This is a genomic window from Streptomyces oryzae, from assembly GCF_017676365.1.
Classification (GTDB): Bacteria; Actinomycetota; Actinomycetes; order Streptomycetales; family Streptomycetaceae; genus Streptomyces; species Streptomyces oryzae.
Window position 1 is genome coordinate 1 of record NZ_JADKMA010000103.1, and the last position, 25,538, is coordinate 25,538.

The following is a 25,538-nucleotide window of genomic DNA, read 5'->3' on the forward strand; positions in this document are numbered from 1 at the left end:
GAAGCAAGCCGCGCCCAAAGAACCTCAAAAGCAGAGAGCCGGGGCGATCGCCCCGGCTCTCCGGTGGTTCAGGTCACGGTCACTGCATCACGGCCATTGCGAGGGCGCGGCGCGCGCGGAGGGTGGCGCGTTCGGCCCGGCGCTGGAGGCGGCGCGCGGACTTCAGCCGCAGCGCCCTCCGTTCTGATTCGGCCTCGTGCAACCTGTCCTGTATCTGTGCTCTCGCCAAACTTTCTGGCATGAGTTGCATGTCGCGGGTCCTGTTCTGACGGACGACTGTCGCGTCGGAGTGGGTGCGGGCGGTGGTCTCGTGGATGGGTGTCATCGTCGGGTCCTGCTTCGTGAGGTGGCGCGTGCGCGGGTCCAGCGCCGACGGGCTGTCGATCGTTCCGGCAACCGCCTTGCGGCGGGCGGGCGATCCATGACGACGGGAGCTCATGCCGTCACCGGGTTCTTGCGCGGACGCCCCCGCGGACGCTTCCGGGGAACGACGACGCCCTGGACGAACAGCTCGCCGCCCCAGACACCCCAGGGCTCGCGGCGGTCCTTGGCGCCGGCGAGGCAGGCCTCACGCAGCGGGCAGGTCTGGCAGAGGGACTTCGCGTACTCGACGTCCGCGGGGGACTCGGCGAAGAAGACCTCCGGGTCGTAGGAGCGGCAGGGCACATCGACGCCGAGCCGCTCGATGGCGTCGTCGAGCTCGGTGAGGGTGATCTGCGGGGCGGTCAAGGAGTCCTCCGTGGTGGGATCAGGCGGCAGAGAAGGCGCGGGGCGCAACGTGTCGGGGTGCGTCTCGGTGTGCACTTCGGTTCTTCCTGTCTGTCGAATGTCTGTTGTCGTGTCGGGCCGGCTGGTGGCCGGTCGGGGCAAACAGAAGGGCCGCGGATCCCGGTGTGGGTTCCGCGGCCCTGGAAGGTGCCGACCTGATCTTGCCGATCAGGCTGGATCTCTCCAGGGTCGGAGGCCACGGAAGGCCCACAGGGTGTAGCGCTGCGTCTTCTGGCGTCCTTCGCCGGCACCGTTGGCCGCGGAGCTGCTGGCAAAGGCCGCTGCCTGTGCCTGTGCTGCTACCTCGGGTGCCTTGGTCGGTCGCTCATTGCCGCCGAGCGCGACGCCGGACAGACCGGTGCCGTGAAGGCGGGAGCCGAGCAGGCAGGTGGGAATGACCGAGTGATCGGTCATTTTCAGCTGGGTAATGATCGTGGCCACTGGTCTCCGCCTCCTCTCGGCGTCTCGGGGACCCGCCGCAAGGCCGGTCCGGATATGTTCAGGACTTAGTACAGCATGGAAGAGGTGGAGCGAAAAGCCCCGCCCTCGCCATGTCCGGAAGGCTATGAGGCTCCGTGCGGCGCGCGCAAACTATTTTTCGCGGCTTTCTGTCACAGCTTCTGTGACAGAGCGCCGACGGCCCTCGGTTCCAGGTCACTCGCGGTGTTCGGCGTCCTGGTCGGAGGCTGCCGGAAGCTCCTCGCCCGCGCACAGGGCGAGCACGTCGGCACCGAACTGCTGGAGCTTGCGGGCGCGCACCCCGGAGATCCGGGAGAGCGCCGCCTCGTCGCCGGGGACGGCCTCGGCGATGGCGAGGAGGGTCTTGTCGGTGAAGACGCAGTAGTCCGGCTGCCGCAGCAACGCGGCCTGCCGGGCGCGCCATTGGTGCAGTCGCTCGTACAGCACCTCGTCCAGCTCCGAGGGGCAGTCCTCGCAGCGCATCAGTTTCACCTCGCCCGGGTCGGTCAGTGAGCGCCCGCACACCCGGCAGCGGGCCAGGGCCCGGCGGACGCGCTCCCGGCTGCCGGACGGGCTGCGCTCGACCCGGCCGCCGGTGATGCTGCCGCTGACGGCTCCGGTGCGGGGGGCGTCCGCGGTGGTGCCGGGGCGCAGGCCCTTGATGAAGCGGCTGGGTTCTCTGCTGGGGCGGCCGCCCGGGGAGCGGGCGAGGGCCCAGGAGAGGTTGAGGATGCGGCGGGCGCGGGTGATGCCGACGTAGAGGAGTCTGCGCTCTTCCTCTATCTGCTCCTCGGTCTTGGCATAGGTGATCGGCAGCATGCCGTCGGTGAGGCCGACCACGAAGACGGCATCCCATTCCAGTCCCTTGGCCGCGTGCAGCGAGGCGAGGGTGACGCCGTCGACGGTGGGGGCGTGCTGGGCTCTGGCCCGTTCGTCGAGCTCCGCGACGAGATCGGTGAGGGTGGCCCCGGGGTGGGCGGCGTCGAAGTCCATGGACAGCTGGACGAGGGCTGCCAGGGATTCCCAGCGGTCCCGGACGGCCCCGGATCCGGCGGGGGCCTTTGCCCTCCAGCCCTTGGTGCCCAGCACGGCGCGGACCTGGGAGGGCAGGTCGACGGCGTCGTCCAGCAGCGCGTCGTTTCTGCCGGCTCTGGCGGCTCCGCGCAGCGCCACGAACGCCTCGCGCACCTCGGGCCGTTCGAAGAAGCGCTCGGCGCCGCGGAGCCGGCAGGGGACGCCGAGGCCCGCGAGGGCCTGTTCGTAGATCTCGGACTGTGCGTTGATCCGGTAGAGCACGGCGATTTCACTGGCGGGGACGCCGGAGCCGATGAGATCGCGGATGCGGCGGGCCACGGCCTCGGCCTCGCCCGGTTCGTCGGCGAACTCGGAGCAGACCGGCTCGGGGCCGGGCTCGCGCTGGGAGATCAGCTCCAGGCGGTGTTCGGCGGCGCGGCCGCGGGCCTGGGCGAGCAGTCCGTTGGCGAAGTGGACCACCTGAGGGCTGGAGCGGTAGTCGCGGACGAGTTTCACGACCGTGGCGCTCGGGTGGCGGGTGCGGAAGTCGAGGAGGTGGTCGGGGGTGGCGCCGGTGAAGGAGTAGATGGTCTGGCTGGCGTCGCCGACCACGCACAGGTTCTCCCGCTCACCCACCCACAGTTCCAGCAGCCGCTGCTGGAGGGGGCTGACGTCCTGGTATTCGTCCACGACGAAGTACTGGTACTGGCCGCGGACTTTGTCGGCGACCGCCGGACGGTCCTGGAGGATGCCGACGGTCAGCAGCAGCACGTCCTCGAAGTCGATCAATGAGCGCTCGCGCTTGAGCTGCTCGTAGAGGTCGTAGATGCGGCCGATCTCGGCGGGGTCGTGGGGGGCTTGGCGGCCCGCTTCCGCGGCGACGGCCGCGTAGTCATCGGGCACCGTCTGGGTGACCTTGGCCCACTCGATCTCGCTGGTGATGTCGCGCAGTTCGGTGCGGTCGAGCCGGACCCCGCAGCGGTTGGCGGCTTCGCCGACGAGCGAGGCTTTGCGTTCCACGAGCGGTGGCAGCTCGCCGCCGATCGCGTGGGGCCAGAAGAACTGGAGCTGGCGCATCGCGGCTGAGTGGAAGGTGCGGGCCTGGACGCCTTGGACGCCGAGCTGGCGCAGTCGGCCGCGCATCTCTCCGGCGGCGCGCTGGGTGAAGGTGACGGCCAGCACTCCGGTGGGGGGCAGGATGCCGGCCCGGACGCCGTAGGCGATCCGGTGGGTGATGGCTCTGGTTTTCCCGGTGCCCGCACCGGCCAGCACACATACCGGACCTTGCAGGGTCGTCGCCACCTCGCGCTGCTCGGGGTCGAGCCCTTCGAGCACCGCGTCGGCAGAGTCGGGAACCTGCGGGAAGAGAGTGGAGTCCGTTGCTGCTGTCACCCCGCCATGCTGCCAGCCCCGTCCGGAGCCGGGGCACGGCTGTCCACAGCCCGGCCGCATTAGTCATACAACTTTGTCCTCGGGGTTCCTCCGGTTTGCTCTCCGGGTGGGGGTGCCCCCGGGTGGAATGCGCGGGGGCCGTCGCGCGTTCACTGGACGCACCGGACGAGAGAAGGAGCGATGGAGAAGATGACGGGCACTGTGACGATGTACAGCACCACCTGGTGCGGCTACTGCCGTCGGCTGAAGGGCCAGATGGATCGCGAGGGCATCGCGTACACCGAGATCAACATCGAGCAGGACCCGGACTCGGCGGCCTTTGTGGAGAAGGCGAACGGCGGCAACCAGACGGTGCCGACCGTTCAGGTAGTTCCCTCCAACGGTGGTGCTGAGGTCGTCATGACGAACCCGAGCCTTGCCCAGGTGAAGCAGGCGCTGGGCGCCTGACCCTCGCGAGACGCAACCCCCGACCAGCCTGATGCTGATCGGGGGTTTTGTGTGCCGGAGCGCTGAGGGCGGAAGCTCTGTGCGTGTGCTGGGCGCAGAAGCTCTGAGCGCGTGGTGACGCCACAGGTTCCCAGCGTGAGCACAGGCCGCGTGGGGAAGTCCTCGCAGAGGTCTTCACCGTCCGGGCCGTACACGAACTCGGTCATGGACGGGTTGCGATTGGCGGTGGCCAGGCGAAGCCACGCAAGCATGTGACCGTAGCCGCCACACTCCGACTCGCCGCCCCCGCAGGAGCGTCGTCTTGGCCACTGGGCTCATGGCTGTGGAGGACGAGAACCTGACCGAGTTGCCTGCTGACATGCCGGCTGTTCTCGCGGCTCGTGGCCTGCGGATGCCCAGCCCCGACGAGTGGGAGCACGCTTGTGGAGCCGGCTGAACACCTGTAACGAGGTGGGTCCGCAGGTCGGGTCCGTAGCCGAAGCCCTGTTCGCCGAGGTGGGGTCATCGTCGCACGGGAGATCCGGCCTGCCCGCCGTCTCAGTCGTGGCGGCGGGGCTGCGGCAGCGACTGTCCGTACCAGCGTTCGACCAGGCGGGCCGCGATCGAGATTCCCGAGGGCGGCAGCACCTCACCGGACTCGATTGCGGCCCGCAGGTCGTCGCGGGAGAACCAGCGGGCCTCTTCGATCTCGTCCCCGTCCACCTGGATCCGGGGGGAGGTGGCACGTGCCATGAAGCCCAGCATCAGGCTGGAGGGGAACGGCCAGGGCTGGCTCGCGATGTAGGTGACGGGGCCGACGGCCACGCCCGCCTCCTCGGCGACCTCGCGGCGCACTGCCGCCTCCAGGGACTCGCCCGGCTCCACGAAGCCCGCGAGGGTGGAGAATCTGCCCTCCGGCCAGTGCACCTGGCGGCCCAGCAGTGCCCGGTCCTGGTCGTCGGTGACCAGCATGATCACTGCGGGGTCGGTGCGCGGGTAGTGCTCGGCTCCGCAGGCCGGGCAGCGGCGGATGTGTCCCGCGGCTGCGATGACGGTGCGCTCGCCGCAGCGGGAGCAGAAGCGGTGGGTGCGCTGCCAGTTCTCCAGGCCGATGGCGTGCACCATCAGTTCGCTGTCGCGGTCGGAGAGCAGGACGCCTGCCTCGCGCAGTCCGGCCGGGCGGGCGATGTCGTCCATCCGGCCGGGCAGCGAGTCCTTCTGGAGCGCGAAATAGCGCACGCCCTCCTCGTCGATGCCCAGGAAGTAGCGGTGGGCTTCGGTGAAGGGCGCGTCGAAGGACGGCATCATGACGAGTTCCGTCGTGCCGTCCTCCTTGTCCTCGATCAGCGCCTGTCCGCCGGAGACCACGAATACGCGGGTGCTCGGGTGGCTCCAGGCGGCTGCCAGCCATGCCTCGTCCAGCCGGTGGTGGGAGGCGCGGTCGATGCCACCGGTGCTGGTGAGGCTGATGGGCCGGTCGGTGGCGGACGCGGGAGCGGCGGCACCGGTCGCGGGCGCGGCACCGGTCGCGGGCGCAGCGGTCCCGGTCTCGCCGGGGGTGCCTGTGGGGTTGCCGGACCCGGCGGTCTCGTCGTCGGTGCGGTCGGTCGAGGTCGGGATGGTCACTTCTGCTTCCTACTCCCCCTGGGTCGGGGCTCCCCGCCCGGCGGCCGGGTCGGGGGGCGGTTGGCGAGCGTTCGTGAGTCGGTCGGTGCGTCGGCTCTGAGGCGGGTCCTGGCGGGCGCGTGCGGGTTCAGGCTGCGCTCCAGTGTGCCGCGAGGTCCTCCCACAGGTACGCGGCTGTCTCGGCGCCCTTGAACAGCAGGTCGAGTTCGATCTTCTCGTCGGGGGCGTGCCAGCCGTCCGACGGAACAGAGATCCCGAGGAAGAGCACGGGCACCCCCAGAGCGTCCCGCAGATCGGCGGCGGGGCCCGAGCCGCCCTCGCGTGTGAAGAGGACCTGTTTCCCGAAGGCGCGCTCCATGGCACGGGTGAGCGAGCGCAGTGCGGGGTGGTCCAGCGGGGTGAGGCAGGGGCGGGTGGCGCCCCAGAAGGTGATCTCGTGCCGGATGCCCGCGGGGAGCCGGGCGGCGACCCATTCGCGCAGCGACTGCTGGATCTTTTCCTCGTCCTGTCCTGCGACGGTACGGAAGGACAGCTTCAGCTCCGCACGCGCCGGCACGATCGTCTTGCCGCCGGGGCCCTGGTAGCCGCCGCTGATGCCGTTCACCTCGGCCGTGGGGCGGGCCCAGACGCGTTCGAGTGTGGTGTAGCCGCGCTCGCCCAGCGTGGCCTTCGAGTGGGCCGTGCGCAGCCAGGCCTCCTCGTCGAAGGGCAGCTCGGCGAAGAGGGCACGCTCTTCCTCGGTGAGCTCCACCAGTCCGTCGTAGAAGCCGGGGAGCGTCACCCGGCGGTCCTCGTCGTGCAGTGCGGCGGCGAGCCGGGCGGCCTCGGTCGCCGGGTTGGGCACCGCGCCGCCGAACGAGCCGGAGTGCACGTCCTGGGCGGGGCCGTACAGGTCGATCTGGCAGTCGGTGAGTCCGCGCATGCCGGTGCAGACTGTGGGCGTTTCCTCGTTCCACATGCCGGTGTCGGAGACGACCACGGCGTCGCAGGCCAGGCGCTGGGCGTAGGTGCGCAGCAGTGCGGGGAAATGCGGGGAGCCGGACTCCTCCTCGCCCTCGATCAGCAGCTTGATGCCCACGGCCGGTGCGGTGCGTCCGGTGGCGGCCAGATGGGCGCGCAGGCCCAGGGTGTGGAAGAGCACCTGACCCTTGTCGTCGGCGGCGCCGCGCGCGTACAGGCGTCCGTCGCGCTCCTCGGGCTCGAAGGGTTCGCTGTGCCAGCCGTCGTCGCGGATGGCGGGCTGCACGTCGTGGTGACCGTAGACGAGCACGGTGGGTGCCGCCGGGTTCTCGGAGGGCCACTCGGCGAAGACGGCGGGCGCGCCCTCGGTCTCCCAGACCTCCGCCACGGGGAAGCCCGTGCTGCGCAGGGCTGCGGCGAGCCAGTCGGCGCTGCGCCGGACGTCGCCCGCGCGCCCCGGATCGGCGGAGACGGAGGGTATGCGCAGCCAGTCGGACAGGTCGGCGAGGAAGGCGGAACGCTGGTCGTGGATGAAGGTCCGGACGGCGTTGTCCGGGGGAGCCGGGGTGGTGCTCATGCCTTCGAGCCTAACGGGCCAGGGGAGATCAGCTGTCGGTCGGATGGTTTCCTTGATCGTCAGGAGAGGCGTACGGGGACGGCTCGGCGTCCTCCTGGAGGGCTTCCTCCGGGAGGGCTTCCTCTGGGAGGCCGTTCTCCGGGAGGGCTTCCTCGTCGTCCGGCGCTGTGTTGCGCAGCAGCAGCCGCTCCAGCGCCGCCCTGTCGGGCAGCGGCTCCGGTCGCACCAGCTCGCCGCTGCGTACGTACAGGAATGCCGCGCCGACAGAGGACAGCGGCACGCCTTCCTGTTCGGCCCAGGCAAGGCGGTAGACGGCCAGCTGGAGCGGGTCGGCGTCCTGGCCGCGGCCAGTCTTCCAGTCGACGATGTCGAACGTCACACTCCCGTCCGGCGCACGGTCCCGGTAGACGGCGTCGATCCGGCCCCGGATGACCCGCCCGGCCAGGACGAGCTGGAAGGGCGCCTCGACGCGGTAGGGCGTCCGGTGCGCGTACGGGGTCCGCTCGAACGCCTCCTTGAGGGCTGCCAGATCCCGCTCGTCCGTGATGTGGGGCGGCTCACTGCCGTGGGGGCCTTCGCCGTCCGCACCGGGCAGTTCATCGGGGCCGAGCAGAGGGAGCGGCAGTTCTTCGAAGCGGGACTCCACCCAGGCGTGGAACCGGGTGCCCCTGCGCGCTGCGGCCGGCTGCGGCGGGCGCGGCATGGGGCGGGCCAGCTCTCGGGCGAAGCTCTCGGGGTCGGCGGCCAGGCGCAGCAGTTGGGAGGCGCTGAGAGCGCGCGGCAGTGGTACGTCGCGCACCGCCGCGCGGGAGCGGCGCAGCTCGCCGGTGAGTGCCTCCAGGTCGCGGTCCCAGGCCGCGACCAGGCGGGCCTCCTCCGGGGTGAGTTCCCCGGGGGCGGGCTGTTCGAGAGCGGGCTCTTCTGGGGCGGGCTCCTCCTGGGCGGGCTCTTCGGGGGTGAGTTCCCCGTGGGCCCGCTCTTCCTGGGCACGCTCTTCCTTGGCGCGCTCCGCGGACGTGGGCTCTTCCGCCGCCTCCAGGTACGACAGGACCCGCCCGGCCGCAGCACGCCGCATCGCCAGGGCGCCCTCGTCCAGGGGCAGCGGCCAGACGCGCTCCTCGGTGGGCTCCTCCAGCGCGGGGTTGGCCGCGCCCTCCTCCGGCGGATCCGCCCAGTGCTCGACCTCGCCGTGCGCCGGGTCGGCCTCGCAGTGGGCGCGCAGGGCCTCCAGGAAGGCGGAGGGGCCGCGGGGACGCTTCTGGGAGGGGCCCCACCAGTGGCCCGAGCCCAGCAGCAGGCGGCGGGGGCGGGTGAAGGTGACGTAGCCGAGCCGGAGCTCCTCGGTGGCCTGATGGGCGCGCAGTGCGTTCTCGTGCGCCTTGAGGCCCTTGGCGTTCCACTCGGGCCGAGGCGGCAGGGTCGCGGCATCGCCGCGCAGCGCATGCGGCAGCACCTTGGGCTGGGTGAGCCAGCTCTCGCGCGCCTGCTCGCTGGGGAACTGCTTGGCGACCAGGCCCGGCACCGCGACCACGTCCCACTCCAGCCCCTTGGACTTGTGCGCCGTCAGTACCTTCACCGTGTTCTCGCCGCCCGGCAGTGAACTGTCCAGCCCCTTCTCGTACTGCGCAGCAGTACGCAGAAACGCGAGGAAGGCCAGCAGTGTGGCCTCACCGTCCAGCGAGGCGAAGCCCGCTGCGATGTCGAGGAACTGGCCCAGCGTCTCGCGCCGCCGGGCCGCCACCGCGTGCGGGGAGGCGGCCAGCTCGACCTCCAGCCCGGTGACGCTCAGCACCCGGTGCAGTACGTCCATCAGGGGGTCGGCCAGCGAGCGCCGCAGGTCGCGCAGTTCGGCGGCGAGCCGTGCGAAGCGGACTCGCGCCTGCGGCGAGAAGGGCAGCTCGTCGTCGTAGCCGTCGGCCTCCAGAAAGGTGTCCAGAGCGTCCGACAGTGAGCGCAGTTCGGTCGGGTCGGCTCCCTCGACCGCCGCGGCCAGCCGCTCGTCCAGGTCGTCACCGGCGCTGACCCGCTGATGCGCCACGAGCAGCGCGGCGCGGCGTCCCAGCAGTGCGAGATCGCGCGGGCCGATCCGCCAGCGCGGTCCGGTCAGCAGGCGCACCAGTGCGGCGTTTGCCGTGGGGTCCTGCAGCACCTCGCAGACGGCGACCAGGTCGGCGATCTCCGGCAGGTGCAGCAGTCCGGACAGACCGACGACCTCGACGGGCAGATCGCGCTCCACCAGTGCGCCCTGGATCTCGGCGAAGTCCGTCGCGCTGCGGCACAGTACGGCGATCTCACCTGGCGGGGTGCCGGTGCGCACCAGATGTGCGAGGGAGTCGGCCAGCCAGGCGATCTCCTGGGACTGCGTCTGAAGGAGCGCTGTGCGGACCCGGCCCTCCCCCTCGGCGCCGGGTGCGGGACGCAGCGCTTCGACGCCCTCGTGGCGCTCCCGCAGCGGCGCGGCCAGCCCGTTGGCGAGGTGCAGCAGACGCCCGCCGCTGCGCCGGTTCTCGCTCAGCGACTGGCGGCGGGCCGGGGTGCCGTCGGCGTGCGGGAAGTGCTGCGGAAAGTCGTCCAGGTTGGCCACGGAGGCGCCGCGCCAGCCGTAGATCGCCTGACAGGGGTCGCCGACCGCGGTGACGGGATGTCCTGTGCCCTGTCCGAAGAGCCCGGCTAGCAGCACCCGCTGGGCGACGGAGGTGTCCTGGTACTCGTCCAGCAGGACGACGGAGAACTGCTCGCGCAGCGCCCGGCCCACCTCCGGCGTACCGGCGAGCTGTGCGGCCAGTGCGATCTGGTCGCCGAAATCGGTCCGCTCCTGGGACTGCTTTCGGGCGCGGTACTCCTCGACAAGGCCGAGCAGTTCGTCCCGGGCCCGGGTCGCCTGAGGTACTTTGCGCAGTTTTTCGTTGGTCAGCCGGGCGCCCTCCAGGCTCTCGAGGAGCTCCGCGTCGTATGCGCGGAGCTCCTCGGGGGTGACGAGGTGTTCGGACAGCTCGGCGTCGAGTGCGAGCAGGTCCTCCACGAGCGCCGGCACGGACTTGGTGAGCGCTTCGAAGGGGCCCTGCGCCGCCTGCAGCACCCCGGCCGCCAGCTGGAACCGGGTGGCGTCCGCCAGCAGCCGTACGGTCGGCTCCAGGCCCAGGCGCAGCCCGTGCTCGGTCAGCAGCCGCCCGGCGAATGCGTGGTACGTGGAGATCTGCGGCTCTCCCGGCTCGGCGCCGCCGGGGACGCTGCCAGGTGCCCCCGGGCTGGACACTGCCGTGCCGGGCACCGCCGGGTCGGGGTCGGTCACTCCGGCGCGCAGCAGCGCCTTGCGTACGCGCTCGGACAGCTCGCCTGCCGCCTTGTTGGTGAACGTCAGCCCGAGGACGCGGTCGGGTGCGACCTGTCCGGTGCCCACCAGCCAGACCACGCGGGCCGCCATGACGGTGGTCTTGCCCGAGCCGGCACCGGCCACGATCACCTGCGGAGCAGGCGGCGCGGTGATGCAGGCCGTCTGTTCCGGCGTGAACGGGATACCCAGCAGCTCGGTGAGCTGTGCGGGGTCGGTGAGCTGTGCGGGCACTCGTATGACGCTAGCGCTCGCGGCTGACAGATCATCCCGGGCCCCGGAGGCCCGGACCCGGACCGACGGCCCGGGCGGGCCTACTCGACGATCTGGCGGCCCTCGGGGCGGGCCGAGCAGGCGGCGCGGAAGGAGCAGTGCGTGCAGTGCTGGCCCGGCGAGGGGGTGAAGCGCTCGTCGAGGACCCGGGCCGCGGCGGTGGCCAGCAGCTCACCCACCCAGTCGCCGCCCGTACCGCCCTCGGCCTCCTCCGCCCCGGAGCCGGCCTCCCCTGCCCCCGGCAGCGCCTCCTGGCGCTGGATGACCGGCAGCGGATCCCCGCCGTCGCGCTGGGCGGCGCCGAGCCGCAGGTGCACCAGTTCGGCACCGCCCGGCTCAGGGCGCGCCCCGTCGAAGAGGGCGTCGGCCGCTCCCTCCCGTACGGCGAGCTGGTAGACGGCGAGCTGCGGGTGGCGCTCGACCTCGGGACCGGTGGGGCGGGTGCGGCCTGTCTTGAAATCGACCACATACGCGCGCCCCTGGGCGTCCCGTTCGACGCGGTCCATGCTGCCCCGGATCCGTACGGCGTTCTCCCCCGCGTGCAGCGTGACCTCGAACCCGTGCTCACTGCCTACCAGCTCGCGGCCCTCTCCGCGCTCGATGACATGCCAGCGCAAAAAGCGCTCCAGTGCGGCACGGGCGCTCTCCTTCTCCTGCCGCGACTTCCACGGCGCGTCGAAGGCCAGCCCGTCCCAGACCGCGTCCAGCCGTTCCATCAGCACCGACAGATCGGCCGGGCTGCTGCCCGAGGCGACCTCGTCGGCCAGTACGTGCACCACATTGCCGAAGCCCTGCGCAGCAGTGGCCGGCTCGTCGGCCTTGACCTCCCGGGCCAGGAACCACTGGAGGGAACAGGTGTGGGCCAGCTGCTCCAGTGCGCTGCCGGACAGTGCGACAGGCGCGTCCCGTTCGCGCAGCGGTACGCCGGAACGGGTCGGCTCGGCCAGCCCCCACCAGCGCTGCGGGTGTGCCGCCGGAACGAGGGGGTAGCCCTCCTCGTCACGCTCGGCGGCGAGCCTGGCCAGCCGCCGCGCAGCGGCGTCCCGCAGCGCGGGTGAGGCCGCAGGGTCCACAGTGGTGGCGCGCAGCTCCGCGACGAGCGCCGGCACCGACAGCGGGCGGCGCGGGCGGCTGCCGACCGGCTGCGGCTCGACGCCCAGTTCGGTCAGGAAGCGCGAGGGCTGGTCACCGTCCTCCGCCTGGGCACGGACCGCCGTGACGACAAGCCGCTCGGTGGCGCGGGTCGTGGCGACGTAGAACAGCCGCCGCTCCTCGGCCAGCAGCGCCCCCGGCGACAGCGGCTCGGCGATGCCGTCCCTGCCGATACGGTCCGCCTCCAGGAGCGAGCCGCGCCGCCGCAGATCGGGCCACAGGCCCTCCTGCACCCCTGCGACGACGACCAGCCGCCACTCCCGTCCCTTGGCGCGGTGCGCGGTCATCAGCCGTACGGCAGCGGGCCGTACAGCGCGCTGGACGAGCGTGTCGGCGGCGATGTCCTGGGCTTCCAGTTCGTCCAGGAAGTTGAGCGCCCCCCGGCCGCCGCCGCGCTCCTCGGCGCGCGCCGCGACGGCGAACAGGGTGCAGACGGCGTCCAGATCGCGGTCCGCGTTGCGGCCGGAGGGACCGCCGCGGCGCGCGGCCCGCTCCAGCCGGTCGGGCCAGCCGGTGCCGTTCCACAGCTCCCACAGGGCCTCCTCCGCCGTGCCGCCGCCGGCGAGCAGTTCGCGGGTCTTGCGCAGCAGCAGTCCGAGACTGTGCGCGCCCTCCACGGACCTCCCGGCGGGCGCTGCGGCTGTGCCGGCGGAGTGCGGGGTGTGGGCGACCAGCCGTTCGGGCTCGGCGAGTGCTTCGGCCAGCAGCACGTCGGAGGGGCGCGGCACCTTGGCCCCCGCCGCCCGCTCCTCCTCGCGCAGCGCCCGGCCGAGACGGCGCAGGTCGGCGGCGTCCATACCGCCGAGGGGCGAGGTCAGCAGCGTCAGGGCCGTCTCGGTGTCGAGCGTGATGTGCTCCCCCAAAGCGCCGATGGCCGCCACCCGCAGTGCCATCAGCAGCGGCGCGACGGCGGGCTCCTGGCGCAGCGGCACGTCGTCGCCGTCCACCTCGACCGGCACCCCGGCGGAGATGAGAGCGCGCCGTACGACGGGCAGGGAGCGCCCGCCTGCGCGCACCAGTACCGCCATCTCGCCCCAGGGGAGGCCGTCTTCGAGGTGGGCGCGGCGCAGCAGATCGGCGATGTTGTCCAGTTCGGCGCCGGCGCTCGGATAGGTGAACACCTCGACCCGGCCGCCCTGCGGGCCGGCGGCAGAGTCGGACGGCCGCGGGTCCGGCCGGGGAGCACGGTGGGCGCGGACGGCCTCCGTGGGGAGGCGGGTGAGCGGCATCCGGGCCGTCAGCTCGCGGGTGGCGGCCAGCAGCCGGGCGCCGGAGCGCCGGGCGGTACGCAGTACGCGGACGGGCGCGGGGGCGCCGGAGCGCTGCCGGAAGGTGCCGGGGAAGTCGAGGATGCCGTTCACGTCGGCGCCGCGGAACGTGTAGATGGACTGGTCCGGGTCGCCGAACGCCACCAGGGTGCGTACTCCGCCACCCGCCAGAGCGCGCAGCAGTCGCACCTGGGAGGGGTCGGTGTCCTGGAACTCGTCGACGTAGATCGCGTCGTAGGCGCCGTGCAGCCGGGCCGCGATCTCCTCCTGCCGGGTGAGCAGGACGGCACGGTGCACCAGTTCCGCGTAGTCGAGCACTCCCTGCATATCCAGTACGTCCAGATACTCGGCGAAGAACCCGGCCGCTGCACGCCAGTCGGGGCGGCCTGCGCGCCGGGCGAAGGCGTCGAGGGCCGAAGGGCCCAGGCCCAGCTCGCGGCTGCGTGCCAGGACTGCCCTGACCTCGTCGGCGAATCCCCTGGTCGTCAGGCAGGCGCGCAGTTCCTCAGGCCAGCGCACCGGCGCACGCCCCTGGCGCTCCAGTTCCAGCTGGCCTTCCAGCAGCTCGCGGATGTGCAGATCCTGTTCGGGCCCGGTGAGCAGCCGCAGCGGCTCGGCGAACAGATCGGCGTCCTGGTGGGCGCGCACCAGTGCGTAGCAGTACGAGTGGAACGTCGTCGCCTGGGGGGCGCGCGGGACACCGCCGACGGAGCCCGCGCGGGCCGTCTGCCGCGGCAGCCGGGCGGGCGCTGTCTCCTGTGCGAGCCGGTCCGTCATCCGGTCGCGCAGATCGACGGCGGCCTTCCGGCTGAAGGTCAGTACCAGAATGCGCTCCGGATCCGTGCCCTCCCGCACGCGCGCGGCGACCGCTTCGACGAGGGTGGCCGTCTTGCCGGTTCCGGGTCCCCCCAGGACGAGCAGCGGGCCGTCACGGTGGTCAACCACAGCGCGCTGCGCCGCGTCAGAGGCAGGGAGATCGGCCCGTTCGGCCACGGAGCGCACCAGCCGGTACGCACCGGGCCCGCGGGGCCGTCGATGCGTTTCGGCAGTAAGGGAGGAACTCACGTGGATCGCCTAGGGGGAAGTCTGTGCGGAGTGGTACAGACGCTACGCCAGCGCACACACGTGCCGCAGCGCATCGCTCCCGTACCCCGTACGGCTGCTGTACTCCGTACGGACTGTCCAGCGCATGGGGTCCGTGGGCATGGCGGAAGCTGGGAACTGTGAGGAGCCGCAGCGCGGGGTCACCCGGCCTTCCCGTCCCAGCGGGCCCGGCGTATGTCGATGCGCGGGGTGTGCCCCTGGCGGCGGGAGGCGGCCGTGGGCTCGCGCAGCGGAGTGCCCTCCGCGTGGTAGTGCGCCAGCACCTCGCGCTCGTGCCCGGGCAACGGCACACCGTCCGCGCGCACCACACGCCACCAGGGGACGGCGCCGCCGTACAGCGCCATCACCCGGCCGACCTGACGTGGCCCGCCCTCCTCCAGCCATTCGGCGATGTCCCCGTAGGTCATCACCCGCCCGGCCGGAATGAGCTCGGCGACCTCCAGTACGCGCTCCGCGTAATCGGGCAGCGTGGGCACGTCCGACGCACCGTGCACGGCGGCGCCTTCGGGCAGCTCCTCGGCTCGGGGATCTCCAGGCATGCGGGCCATGGTGCCCCATGCCACCGACAACCGGGGCACGATGCCCACCCGCACCCTCGAACGGCCGTTCGCAGGTTGTCACGGACGGCTGCCGATTCGTCCCTCACATCCCCGGAATGCCCCCTCGTGGTCCCGGCACCCCTTCGCACATGCCACCATCTTCCGGGCGGTGACGAGTGATACGGGACCAGGACGAGACGGCAGCAGGACAGCGGCACGGTGACAAGCCCCGCAAGGAGGGCGCACCTGCCGCTGAAAGCGCTGCCCACGCCCGCACTCCCGGGGACGCCGAGCAGAACGCCGACCAGCAAGCCGCCGGCGAAGGCCCGCCCGGCGGGAACCCGTCCGGCAAGGACCCGGAACACGACAGCTCGGACCGCGAGGAGCCAGACACACCGGACGACGCACCGGACGACGCACCGGACAACAACCCGCCGCACGACAACGGGCCGGACGACGACCCGTCGTACGACAACGGGCCGGACGACAACTCTTCGGACGACGACCCACCGCACGACAACCCGCCGCACGACAACCCGTCAGGCGAGGAGCCGGACCCCGGGGAGCGGCCGGGGAGCGGCGCGGAGGGGGACCGTATCGAGATCGAGAGCGACGAACCACTGCTCTCGGCGCGGGTGCACCGCCCCTCCGACCTGCTGCGGATGGTGCTCGGTCTGCTGGGCATCGCACTGGTGCTCGTCATCGCCAACTTCGCGCACGGCACCACCGCCGGGCTCGAACAGGACATCGACAAGGGCACGGCGGAAGCGCCCGACCTGCTCATCAGCCTGACCGGGCTGGCATCCAGCATCGCGGTGCTGCTCGTCCCCGTGGCGTTCGCCATCGAACGGCTGATCAAACGGGACGGGCTGCGGATCGCCGACGGCGTGCTGGCCGCCGTCCTCGCACACGGAGCCTCCCTCGCCGTGGACCTGTGGGTCGCGCAGGCGGCGCCCGACTCGATCCGGGACGCGCTGACCAAGGCGATCACCCCGCAGGACGCCACCACTCCGGTGCACAGCTATCTGGCGCCCGTGATCGCCTATATGACGGCGGTCGGCATGGCGCGCCGCCCGCGCTGGCGGGTGGTGCTGTGGGGCGTACTGCTGCTGAACGCGACCGCTGTGCTGGTGCCGGGATACACGACGGCGTTCTCCATCGTGGTGACCATCCTGATCGGCTGGACCGTCGCTTACGGCACGCTGTACGCGGTCGGCACCCCGAACGTCAGACCGACCGGACAGACGCTGCTCGCGGGGCTGCGCAGGGTCGGTTTCAGGCCCGTCAGCGCACAGCGGGTCGAGGAGGCGGGCGAGGCCGACCGGCGCGACCACAACGACCGGGGACGCCGCTACCGCGTAACCCTGGAGGACGGGCCGCCGCTCGATGTCACCGTCGTCGACCGCGAGCAGCAGGCACAGGGATTCTTCTACCGAGTCTGGCGCCGGCTGGCGCTGCGCGGAATCACCCAGCGGCGCAGCCTCCAGTCGCTGCGCCAAGCGCTGGAGCAGGAGGCGCTGCTCGCCTACGCGGCCATCTCAGCGGGCGCCAACGCGCCCCGGCTGATCGCCACCTCGGAGCTCGGACCGGACGCCGTGATGCTCGTCTACGAGCACATCGGGGGCCGCAGCCTGGACGCGCTGCCGGACGACGAGATCACCGACGAGCTGATGCGCGCGGCCTGGCGGCAGGTCGAGGCGCTCCAGTCGCGCCGTATCGCACACCGCAGACTGGTGGGGGACGCGCTGCTGGTGGACCGCTCCGGCGCCGTCTACCTGACCGATCTGCGGGGCGGTGAGATCGCGGCCGGCGATCTGATCCTGCGGATGGACGTCGCCCAGCTGCTGACGACGCTGGGGCTGCGGGTGGGCGCCCAGCGTGCCGTGGCGACCGGCGTGGACGTGCTGGGCCCGGACGCCATGGCGGACAGCCTGCCGCTGCTCCAGCCCATCGCGCTCAGCCGCAGCACCCGTACGACGCTGCGGCGCCTCGCCAAGGAGCGCGCCCAGCGCGAGCGTGAGGCCGTCATCCAGGCGTCCCGCGCGCGCAGGAGCGCCAGGACGCGGGAGGAGGCCGCCGAGCAGCCGGCCGGGGGGCGCGCACACCGCAAGTCGCTACGGGCGGAGAAGAACGCCGAGAAGAAGGCGATAGACGAGGCGCTGGAGGAGGCTCGCGAGGAGGATCTGCTCGCCCAGATCCGGCAACAGGTGCTGCGGATCAGGCCGCAGGCGCCCATAGAGCCCGCACGCCTGGAGCGGATCAAACCGCGCACCCTGGTCAGCTTCATCGCGGGCACACTGGCCGCCTATTTCCTGCTCACCCAGCTCTCCCAGGTACCGCTCGACAAGGTGCTCAGCGCGAACTGGGCCTGGGTCGGCGGTGCGGTGCTCTTCTCCGGACTGACGTACGTGTTCGCGGCGATGTCACTGCTGGGATTCGTACCGGAAAAAGTCTCCTGGTGGCGGACCGTGCAGGCACAGGTGGCGGGCTCCTTCGTGAAACTCGTCGCCCCTGCGGCGGTCGGCGGTGTGGCGCTGAACGCCCGTTTCCTCCAGCGCGCGGGAGTGCGGCCGGGCCACGCGGTGGCGAGTGTCGGCGCCTCCCAGCTGTTCGGCCTCGGCAGCCACATCACGCTGCTGATGCTGTTCGGCTACATCACAGGGACCGAGCACACGCCCACCCTCTCGCCGTCCCGCGCCGTCATCGCGGGACTGCTGACCGCTGCGGTACTGGCGCTCATCGTCACAGCGGTGCCCGCGCTGCGCCGGTTCGTCTCGAACCGGGTGCGCTCGCTGTTCGCCGGTGTGGTGCCCCGGATGCTGGACGTGGTGCAGCGCCCGCAGAAGCTGCTCACCGGTGTGCTGGGGATGCTGCTGCTGACGCTGGCTTTCGTGATGTGCCTGGACTCGTGCGTACGGGCCTTCGGCCACGAGACGAGCTACGCCAACCTCGCCGTCGTCTTCCTGACCGCGAACGCGCTGGGCTCCGCGGCGCCCACCCCCGGCGGCCTGGGCGCCGTCGAGGCGGCGCTGATCGCCGCGCTCATCGCCTTCGGGGTGCCGAAGGAGGTGGCGACCCCCGCGGTGCTGCTGTTCCGGCTGCTGACCCTCTGGATGCCGGTGCTGCCCGGCTGGCTGTCGTTCACCCAGCTGACCCGCAAGGGCGCGCTCTAGCCGAGGCCCGGGCCCCGCGCACCCGTGCGGCCCCAGCCCGCCGCACAACCACCCGTACGCACCACACAGCGCGCCGCGGTGCGGTGAACTCCGCACGATGAACGTCCCACTGTCTGTCGGGAGGACGTCTCATGGGCCATTCCCGCACGCTGCGGCCGGGTGCCGCCCTCATAGCGGCGCTCATAGTGACCGCAGCCGTGACGAGCGGCTGCGGCAGCGACGCGGACAGCACCAGGAAGAGCGAGGCCCGGCCGAGCGGCGAGTCCAGCTCGGCCGCCTCCGAGAGCGCCTCCCGCTCCCCCTCGGAGCCGTCCACCAGCCCTTCTCCCGGCAACACCGCCTCAGGCCGTACCCCCGCCCTCCCGGACTCGCTCACCCGGCAACAGCCGCACTGGTCGCCCTGTCCGGCGCCGAACGCGGCGCAGGGCACCGACGTCGGCTCCCCCTCCCCGCCGCCCGGAGGGGGACGCTGGGAGTGCGCGACACTGCGGGTGCCGGTGGACTACAGCAAGCCCAAGGGCAAGACCCTCGGGATCGAGATGATCCGCGTCCGTGAGCGCAAGGGCGGTGGCAAGCGCATCGGGTCGCTCCTGTTCAACTTCGGCGGGCCCGGGGGCTCCGGGGTGGCCACTCTCCCGTCCTTCGCCCAGGACTACGAGAAGCTGCGCGGCCGCTACGACCTCGTCAGCTTCGACCCGCGGGGCGTGGGCCGCAGCGAGGGCGTCAGCTGTCTGAGCAACAGGAAACTGGACGCCTATTTCGCCGCCGACTGGACACCGGACACCGACGCGGAGGAGCGCCGCCTCTTCGCCCGCCAGAAAACCTTCTCCAAGGGCTGCGAGAAACGGGCCGGCGCGCTGCTGCCGCACCTGACGACCGAGAACACAGCACGCGACATGGACCTGATGCGGCATGTGCTCGGCGACCGGAAGCTGCACTACTTCGGCATCTCCTACGGCACCGAACTGGGCGGCGTGTACGCGCACTTGTACCCGCGGCATGTGGGCCGCGCGGTCTTCGACGCCGTGGTCGATCCCAGCGCCACCCCTGAGCAGAGCTCGCTCCGCCAGAGCGGCGGTTTCCAGCTGGCGCTCGACAACTTCCTGAAGCACTGCACGGCACGCGGCGAGGACTGTCCGGTCGGCGAGGACCCGGCGGAGGGCAAGGAGCGCATCACCGATCTGCTGGCCGGTCTGGACGCCGAGCCTATGCCCACCGACAGCGGCCGCAAACTCACCGAGGCACTGGCCGAGGGCGGCATCGCACAGGCGCTGTACGCCAAGGAGACCTGGGATCTGCTCACCCAGGGGCTGGAAGAGGCACTGGTGGACAGCGACGGCTCCACACTGCTGCTGCTCGCCGACGCGCTCAACGGGCGCAACCAGGACGGCACCTACAGCACGCTGCAGTCCTCGCTGACGGCCATCAGCTGCGCCGACAACAAGGAGCGCTACGGCACGCGGCAGATCAAGGGCAGGCTGACCGACTTCGCCGAGGCGTCACCGGTCTTCGGGCCGATGTCCGCCTGGGGGCTGACCTCGTGCCACGACTGGCCGGTCCGGGGAAGGTGGACGACGCCCCCGGTGCGGGCCACCGGGTCGAAGCCGATCCTCCTGGTCGGCACGACGGGCGACCCGGCCACCCCGTACGGGGGGACACGGGCGATGAAGGAGAAGCTGGGCGACCAAGTGGGCGTCGAGGTCACCTACAGGGGCGAGGGCCACGGCGCCTACGACAGCCGCAACCCCTGCGTCCGCAAGGTCGTCGACAGCTATCTGCTGCGCGGCCGGATCCCGAAGGACGGCACCAGCTGCGGCTGACCGGACAGCGGGACCGACAGCAGGCGCGAGGGGCGGCACAGTCGGCGAATCCGACCGTGCCGCCCCTCCGTTGTGGGACGTCCCAGCCACGGGACCCCCAATGGCCTCCCGACCCGGCGGCTCAGTAGACCGGCTTTTCCGGCTCGATCTGGTTGACCCACCCGATGACACCGCCGCCGACGTGCACCGCGTCGGCGAACCCGGCGTTCTTCAGCACAGCGAGGACTTCCGCGGAGCGGACACCCGTCTTGCAATGCAGGACGATCTTCTTGTCCTGCGGCAGGTCCTGGAGCGCGTTGCCCATCAGGAACTCGTTCTTGGGGATCAGCCGCGCGCCGGGGATCGAGACGATCTCGTACTCGTTCGGCTCCCGCACATCGATGATGTCGACGTTCTCACCGTCGTCGATCCACTCCTTGAGCTGCTTGGGAGTGATCGTGGAGCCTGCGGCGGCCTCCTGTGCCTCGTCGGAGACGACACCGCAGAACGCCTCGTAGTCGATGAGCTCGGTGACCGTGGCGTTCGGCCCGCAGACCGCGCAGTCGGGGTCCTTGCGGACCTTGACCTGGCGGTAGTTCATCTCCAGGGCGTCGTAGATCATCAGTCGGCCGACCAGCGGGTCACCGATGCCGGCCAGCAGCTTGATCGCCTCGTTGACCTGGATCGAGCCGATGGAGGCGCACAGCACGCCCAGCACTCCGCCCTCGGCGCAGCTCGGCACCATGCCGGGCGGCGGGGGCTCGGGGTACAGGCAGCGGTAGCACGGCCCGTGCTCGCTCCAGAAGACGCTTGCCTGGCCGTCGAAGCGGTAGATCGAGCCCCACACGTACGGCTTGTTCAGCAGCACGCAGGCGTCATTGACCAGGTAGCGGGTGGCGAAGTTGTCCGTACCGTCCACGATCAGGTCGTACTGGGCGAACAGCTCCATCACATTGGAGGAGTCGAGCCGCTCCTGGTGCAGGTTGACCTGGGTGTACGGGTTGATGCCCAGCACAGTGTCCTTGGCCGACTCCGCCTTCGACCGGCCGATGTCCGACTGGCTGTGGATGATCTGCCGCTGCAGGTTGGACTCGTCGACCTCGTCGAACTCGATGATGCCGAGCGTCCCGACACCGGCGGCCGCGAGATACATCAGGGCGGGCGAACCGAGTCCGCCCGCGCCCACACAGAGGACCTTCGCGTTCTTGAGCCGCTTCTGACCGTCCATCCCGACATCCGGGATGATCAGGTGACGTGAGTACCTGCGGACCTCGTCGACGGTGAGCTCGTCGGCTGGCTCGACCAGGGGTGGCAGTGACACGGAGACTCCGATGGTCGGTGGAACGTGCGGGAAGTCACCCGCCCGGGGGCGGGCTGTTCCTCTCGTAACACTGCCACGGGCTATCTCATTCCGAGACACCTGGTCCAAGGCACGAGACGATCTCGTCCCAGTAGCCGGGCAGGGCCGCCCACGGGTCCTGGCCCCTGGCACGGGTCCGGTCCGTGAAGCAGACGGTTCCCGCGCCCTGCCAGCGGGCGATCCGCAGCGCCTCCTCCAGATGCGTGTGCGGCAGCGAGTGCACCAGGTGGCAGAAGCGCTCGGCGGGATGGGCCGCGGTCCACTCCTCGGCCTGTGACCAGCGGTAGTCCCCCCAGCTTCCGGCATAGGTGACCATCTGGTCCGCACACTCCAGATACTCGGGGCACGGGTGATGGCCGTGGGCCAGCACCAGGTGTCCGGTGCGCGCCCCGCCGCCGTACGCATGTCCGCCGTGCCCGCTGCCGGCCCCGCCGCACAGGGCGCGCAGGGTCGCGGTGAGCCGCTGCACATGCCGCAGCCGGCCGGGGTCGCCGGGACAGTGCGCCAGATAGAAGCCGTCGACCCGGTACCAGTCGAGGAACCGGTGCGCCTCGGAGACCAGCTCGCCGAATGTCCGTACGCCGTCTCGCATCTCAAGACGGCCCAGTACGGCAACGCCTGCCGACTGCAGCGCGGCCGCCGCAGGAGCGCAGAACGGGTCGGGCCGCGTACCCGGCCCGTCCGAAATGTCCAGCACCACCCAGTGCAACGGCCCCCCGGCGAGACCCGGCCCCGGACGGGCCCCGAGTCCGGGTCTGGAGAGCTCCGCCCACTCCATGGGCGCCAGCATCGGGTGCGCACAGCCCGGCACGCCGAGCCCCAGCCGCTGTCTGACCGCTCCACTGCCGGCACCAGCCAACCGGACCTGCCCCGGAGGTGTTGTCAGATACGGCATGCCGCCTCCATCCAGATGTCGGCCAGCGACTCCTCCAGGCCGATCCGGGGGCGCCAGCCGAGCCGGTCGCGCGCCGTGCGGACATCCGCCTGCTGCCAGGCTCCGCAGCCGTCGGGATACGGATACGAAGCGGGCTGCGGCGGCTGCGGAGGATGGACGGGCGCCGCCTGGCCGCCGTGCGTCTGCGCGGGGATGACGGGCGCGTTGCCGCCCAGCCCGGCTGCCGCCATGCCTCCCGGGCCTCCTGCGACCCCTGCGACACCCGCCGGGTGCCCCTCGCCCGCTCCCTGGCCCGCCGGTCCGCCGCCCTGCTCGTGTACGGCGCCCGCGTACCCGGCGACGCGGGCCAGCAGTGAGGCGGCGTCCCGCAGCCGCACGGCCCGCCCGGTGCCGATGTTGACGATGCCCTGCGCAGCCGAGAGAGAGGCCGCGTGCACGGCCCGTGCGACATCCCGTACGTCCACGAAGTCGCGCTGCACGCTCAGCCCGCCCAGCTTCAGCTCGCTGTCGCCCTGCTGCATCGCCCGCCGCATCGCCTCCGCGACCCGTCCCAGCGGCGAACCGGCGGGGGTGCCGGGGCCGATGGGCGAGAAGACCCGCAGCACGACCGCGTCCAGCCCGGAGGCGAGGACCAGTTCGGTGCCGGCCAGCTTGCTCACGCCGTACGGCCCTCCCGGGCGCGGCACCGCATCCTCACCGGTGGAGGAGCCGAGCTGGGAGGGCCCGTACTCGGCAGCACACCCGACGTGCACCAGGCGGGCGCCGCAGCCACTGCGGCGCAGCGACTCGCAGACGGCCGCTGTGGCGACCACGTTGTGCCGGATCAGTTCGCGCCCGTTGCCCCTGGTGGTCCCGGCGCAGTTGATGACGACACCCGGGTGGACGGCGTCCAGGAAGCGGGTGAGGGCGCCCGGGCTGCCGGTGGACAGGTCGAAGCGGACGTCGGCCTCGTCACTCCTGCCGAGAGCGGTCAGCTGCACGGCGGGGTCGGCCAGCAGCCGGTCGGCGACGAAACGGCCCAGGTATCCGCTGGCGCCCAGCAGCAGGACTCTCATCGTGCGACCCCCACGGACGAGAGCGGAGCCGGACGCCGTCGCACGCCGGCGTGCGGTTGTCGTCCGGTCGTGCCACTGGGTGCCAACTGAGCATGGGTCATCGGGTCTTGCTCCTTGTCGGTGTCGCACGGGCGGGTCCATAAGCCCGTGCCGGAACGTGGGGCCGGAAGGGCGCGTGCGCTCATGCCGGCGCCCCCTCCCGGTGGTGTGCCGAGGCGCCGGCCAGCACAGTGGCGGCGTACGCCAGCAGAACGAGCGCCGCACAGCCGCAGACGGCGAGAGGGACGGCCGCCACACCCTGGTGCGCAACCAGCGCCTCCACAGGGCGGGCCGGCGCCGCGAGCCGGGGCAGCCGCGCGGCCAGTACGCAGAGCAGCGGCACCGCCTCCAGTACGCAGGCCGCGGCGAGGCCGGCCGTGGCCGCGTGCCGGAACCCGTGCGCGGCCAGCAGCAGGGCGGCGAACAGCAGCACGCCGAGAGCGGCCGCGCCCGCAGCCGCGCCCCAGTGCGCCGGAATCAGGGAGTCCGGGCCGTCACCGGGAACGCCGACGACGCCGGAATTGCTGCCAGCAGCACCGGAAGTACCAGAAGCGCCGGAAGCACCATGAGCGCCGGACAGTGCGAGCGGACCGGCGACGAGCAGCCGAGCCGCCCACTGGAGCACCGGAAGACTCACCGCGACGGCGCACACGGCCAGCGCCAGCAGGGGCCGCACTCCCGAGGCGAACTCCCCCAGACTGCGACAGCCCGCCAGCCTGCGCCGCGCCGCCAGGGCGAACCCTCGCGCACACCAGAGGGCGGGCGCGACAGCCAGCGTGAGTCCCAACGGGACAGCGGGCGAAGGCGTGCGGGGCACGTCTCCCGGGAATTCGGGCCCGCCGCTGAGCAGCTGTTCCAGCAGCCAGTCGCCGTACAGCGCGTATCCGGTCAGCCAACAGGCGCACAGAAACAGCGCTGTAGGGAACGCGGACGTGCCGGCAGCGCGCGGAACTCGGGGGACGACACGTACGGCCACGAGTACGCTCGCCAGCACAGCAGCCGCGCCCAGGGCGCACAGGGCCGCCCGCACAGCCGCGGGGCCGTCGCCCAGCAGGACGAGCCAGGCGAGCGTGCCCGAGCACAGCAGTCCCGGCAACAGCGGAAGGACGAGCGGCGCACACCAGTCGGGCAACCGCCACCCCTCCGGCCTCCACAACTGCCGCTCACTTCCTTTCCTCCCCATAGGGCTTGCGGAAACGCCGTCATCCGCGCGCGGGGCACTGCCGGCGTCGGCGCCGTCCCCGTGCGCACTGTCCGCTTGGGTGCTGTCCGCTTGGGTGCTGTCCGCATGGGTGCTGTCCCCGCGCGCGCGCTCCAGTTGCGCGCCGACTCCCGCGAAGGGGGCGCGCGATCCCGCCCCGGGGGCGCGCGCGTACAGCTCTTCCGCGAGGGAGAAGACATCACGGTGGCGGCACCGGGCTGCCGTCCGGTCGGTGATCCCGCAGGCTTCCAGGCCGGCGGCGATCTCCAGCGGATCGACGGCGCACTCGCACAGCGCCCGGTGCCGGCGCAGCAGTACGCGTACCGGGTCACCAGATGCGGGAGGTGTTGTCACGGCGCTGTCGCCTCCCCCGAATCGGCCCCCACTGCTGCCCACTCCGCCCGCTCTCCCCGCTCCGTGCGGGCCCAGCTCGGCACATGTCCCGAACCACCGCCCGGCGCGCGCGGCCCGCTCGGGCGCCGGGCGGGACGGCTGCTCGTACGGCGCCCCTCCGCCCAGCGGCCGGGCAGACAGGACTCAGCCGGGCGAGCGAAAGGGCGTGCCCCGTCCCTCCCCGCCGCGCTCTCGGCCGCCGACTCCTCCCGGCCGACCGGATGGTGCGACATCAGCTCCAGATAGATGCCGCGGAACGCCTCGATGTTCTGCCGCACCGTGAACAGCTCCAGCGCTCGCGCCCGTGCGGCAGCGCCCAGCCGGGCCGCGCGCGCCGGATCCCGCAGCAGTGCCGTACAGGCGTCCGCCAGCGCACGCGGGTCGCGCGGCGGGACGAGGAGGCCGGTCCCGCCGACGACTTCCAGGGCGGCACCGACATCGGTGGAGACCGTGGCACGGCCGCAGAACATCGCCTCGACCAACGGCACGGGGAAGCCCTCGACCACGCTGGAGAGCACCACGACCCCACCCAGCGCGTAGGCGTCCGCCAGGGTCGGCACAGCGGGGCTGCCCACCTCATCGAAGGTGACCGGGCACTCCTCGCCGGGCTCCCGCACCGGGAAGAGCCGCGCCGCCAGCGCCCGGTAGTGCGCCGGGTAGGCACCGTCCCGCTCCCGGGCCCCGTCCGCGTTCCCGCACGCCCCACCCGCACACCCGCCCGGACCGTCGGCACG

At 72.0% G+C, this 25,538-nt stretch carries 17 protein-coding genes; 3 read left to right on the forward strand and 14 right to left on the reverse strand.

Translation table 11 applies throughout. The annotated features are described in order from the left end of the window. Window positions 1-79: 79 nt before the first annotated feature. From ITI46_RS20040 to ITI46_RS20055, 4 genes are all read right to left on the reverse strand, one after another. Window positions 80-439 (reverse strand): putative WhiB-interacting protein, encoded by a 360-nt coding sequence (locus ITI46_RS20040; RefSeq protein ID WP_247746268.1) that lies wholly within the window; start codon window positions 437-439, stop codon window positions 80-82. Beyond that, window positions 436-804, reverse strand: a complete 369-nt coding sequence (locus ITI46_RS20045) for a WhiB family transcriptional regulator (RefSeq protein ID WP_209241054.1) — start codon at window positions 802-804, stop codon at window positions 436-438. Before ITI46_RS20045 ends, ITI46_RS20040 begins: the two co-directional genes overlap by 4 nt. A gap of 132 nt (window positions 805-936) precedes the next feature. After that, a complete protein-coding gene (locus ITI46_RS20050) occupies window positions 937-1,209 on the reverse strand; it encodes a hypothetical protein (RefSeq protein WP_307808249.1) in 273 nt (90 codons plus the stop codon). A gap of 213 nt (window positions 1,210-1,422) precedes the next feature. Beyond that, window positions 1,423-3,693 (reverse strand): ATP-dependent DNA helicase UvrD2, encoded by a 2,271-nt coding sequence (locus ITI46_RS20055; protein WP_209241055.1) that lies wholly within the window; start codon window positions 3,691-3,693, stop codon window positions 1,423-1,425. Between the two features lie 129 nt (window positions 3,694-3,822). On the opposite strand from ITI46_RS20055, the gene ITI46_RS20060 reads away from it, so the two are divergent. Further along, window positions 3,823-4,080, forward strand: coding sequence for a mycoredoxin (locus ITI46_RS20060; protein WP_209241068.1), 258 nt, complete (start codon window positions 3,823-3,825; stop codon window positions 4,078-4,080). A 537-nt stretch (window positions 4,081-4,617) separates the two neighbouring features. Here ITI46_RS20060 and nudC read toward each other — a convergent pair. The 5 genes from nudC to ITI46_RS20085 all read right to left on the reverse strand — a co-directional run bounded on the left by nudC (window position 4,618) and on the right by ITI46_RS20085 (window position 14,889). Continuing rightward, window positions 4,618-5,529 (reverse strand): NAD(+) diphosphatase, encoded by a 912-nt coding sequence (nudC, locus tag ITI46_RS20065; RefSeq protein WP_209241069.1) that lies wholly within the window; start codon window positions 5,527-5,529, stop codon window positions 4,618-4,620. A 283-nt stretch (window positions 5,530-5,812) separates the two neighbouring features. Further along, entirely contained in the window at window positions 5,813-7,222 is a 1,410-nt protein-coding gene (locus ITI46_RS20070) for a dipeptidase (protein WP_209241056.1), read from the reverse strand. 28 nt (window positions 7,223-7,250) lie between these two features. Next, window positions 7,251-10,787, reverse strand: coding sequence for an ATP-dependent helicase (locus tag ITI46_RS20075; RefSeq protein ID WP_209241057.1), 3,537 nt, complete (start codon window positions 10,785-10,787; stop codon window positions 7,251-7,253). Between the two features lie 80 nt (window positions 10,788-10,867). Then, window positions 10,868-14,311 (reverse strand): ATP-dependent helicase, encoded by a 3,444-nt coding sequence (locus tag ITI46_RS20080; protein ID WP_209241058.1) that lies wholly within the window; start codon window positions 14,309-14,311, stop codon window positions 10,868-10,870. Between the two features lie 179 nt (window positions 14,312-14,490). Continuing rightward, window positions 14,491-14,889 (reverse strand): MGMT family protein, encoded by a 399-nt coding sequence (locus tag ITI46_RS20085; RefSeq protein ID WP_209241059.1) that lies wholly within the window; start codon window positions 14,887-14,889, stop codon window positions 14,491-14,493. 176 nt (window positions 14,890-15,065) lie between these two features. Here ITI46_RS20085 and ITI46_RS20090 point away from each other — a divergent pair, with 176 nt between their 5' ends. After that, on the forward strand, window positions 15,066-18,062 hold the full coding sequence (locus ITI46_RS20090) for a lysylphosphatidylglycerol synthase transmembrane domain-containing protein (protein ID WP_209241060.1): 2,997 nt from the start codon (window positions 15,066-15,068) through the stop codon (window positions 18,060-18,062). A 131-nt stretch (window positions 18,063-18,193) separates the two neighbouring features. Then, window positions 18,194-19,882 carry an alpha/beta hydrolase gene (locus ITI46_RS20095; RefSeq protein WP_209241061.1) on the forward strand — a complete coding sequence of 563 codons (1,689 nt, stop codon included), beginning with the start codon at window positions 18,194-18,196 and terminating at the stop codon, window positions 19,880-19,882. A 121-nt stretch (window positions 19,883-20,003) separates the two neighbouring features. Here ITI46_RS20095 and moeZ read toward each other — a convergent pair whose 3' ends face one another. The 5 genes from moeZ to ITI46_RS20120 all read right to left on the reverse strand — a co-directional run. Continuing rightward, on the reverse strand, window positions 20,004-21,182 hold the full coding sequence (gene moeZ / locus ITI46_RS20100; RefSeq protein ID WP_209241062.1) for an adenylyltransferase/sulfurtransferase MoeZ: 1,179 nt from the start codon (window positions 21,180-21,182) through the stop codon (window positions 20,004-20,006). Window positions 21,183-21,267: 85 nt separating this feature from the next. Beyond that, on the reverse strand, window positions 21,268-22,116 hold the full coding sequence (locus ITI46_RS20105) for a spherulation-specific family 4 protein (RefSeq protein ID WP_209241063.1): 849 nt from the start codon (window positions 22,114-22,116) through the stop codon (window positions 21,268-21,270). Further along, complete coding sequence (locus ITI46_RS20110; protein ID WP_209241064.1) at window positions 22,104-23,171, reverse strand: SDR family oxidoreductase; 1,068 nt, start codon at window positions 23,169-23,171, stop codon at window positions 22,104-22,106. The genes ITI46_RS20105 and ITI46_RS20110 overlap by 13 nt, the downstream gene beginning before the upstream one ends. A gap of 181 nt (window positions 23,172-23,352) precedes the next feature. Further along, window positions 23,353-24,765 (reverse strand): hypothetical protein, encoded by a 1,413-nt coding sequence (locus ITI46_RS20115; RefSeq protein WP_209241070.1) that lies wholly within the window; start codon window positions 24,763-24,765, stop codon window positions 23,353-23,355. Then, window positions 24,762-25,538 (reverse strand): glycosyltransferase (locus ITI46_RS20120; RefSeq protein WP_209241065.1); only part of this gene is annotated, 777 nt, incomplete at its 5' end. The genes ITI46_RS20120 and ITI46_RS20115, both read right to left, overlap by 4 nt.

Excerpts from the sequence above, each read along its gene's own strand:
- ITI46_RS20060 (WP_209241068.1), top strand. The coding sequence starts at position 3,823 with ATGACGGGCACTGTGACGATGTACAGCACCACCTGGTGCGGCTACTGC.
- ITI46_RS20055 (WP_209241055.1), bottom strand. The coding sequence starts at position 3,693 with ATGCGGCCGGGCTGTGGACAGCCGTGCCCCGGCTCCGGACGGGGCTGG.
- ITI46_RS20095 (WP_209241061.1), top strand. The coding sequence starts at position 18,194 with ATGGGCCATTCCCGCACGCTGCGGCCGGGTGCCGCCCTCATAGCGGCG.
- ITI46_RS20040 (WP_247746268.1), bottom strand. The coding sequence starts at position 439 with ATGAGCTCCCGTCGTCATGGATCGCCCGCCCGCCGCAAGGCGGTTGCC.
- ITI46_RS20110 (WP_209241064.1), bottom strand. The coding sequence starts at position 23,171 with ATGAGAGTCCTGCTGCTGGGCGCCAGCGGATACCTGGGCCGTTTCGTC.
- ITI46_RS20105 (WP_209241063.1), bottom strand. The coding sequence starts at position 22,116 with ATGCCGTATCTGACAACACCTCCGGGGCAGGTCCGGTTGGCTGGTGCC.
- ITI46_RS20085 (WP_209241059.1), bottom strand. The coding sequence starts at position 14,889 with ATGCCTGGAGATCCCCGAGCCGAGGAGCTGCCCGAAGGCGCCGCCGTG.
- ITI46_RS20070 (WP_209241056.1), bottom strand. The coding sequence starts at position 7,222 with ATGAGCACCACCCCGGCTCCCCCGGACAACGCCGTCCGGACCTTCATC.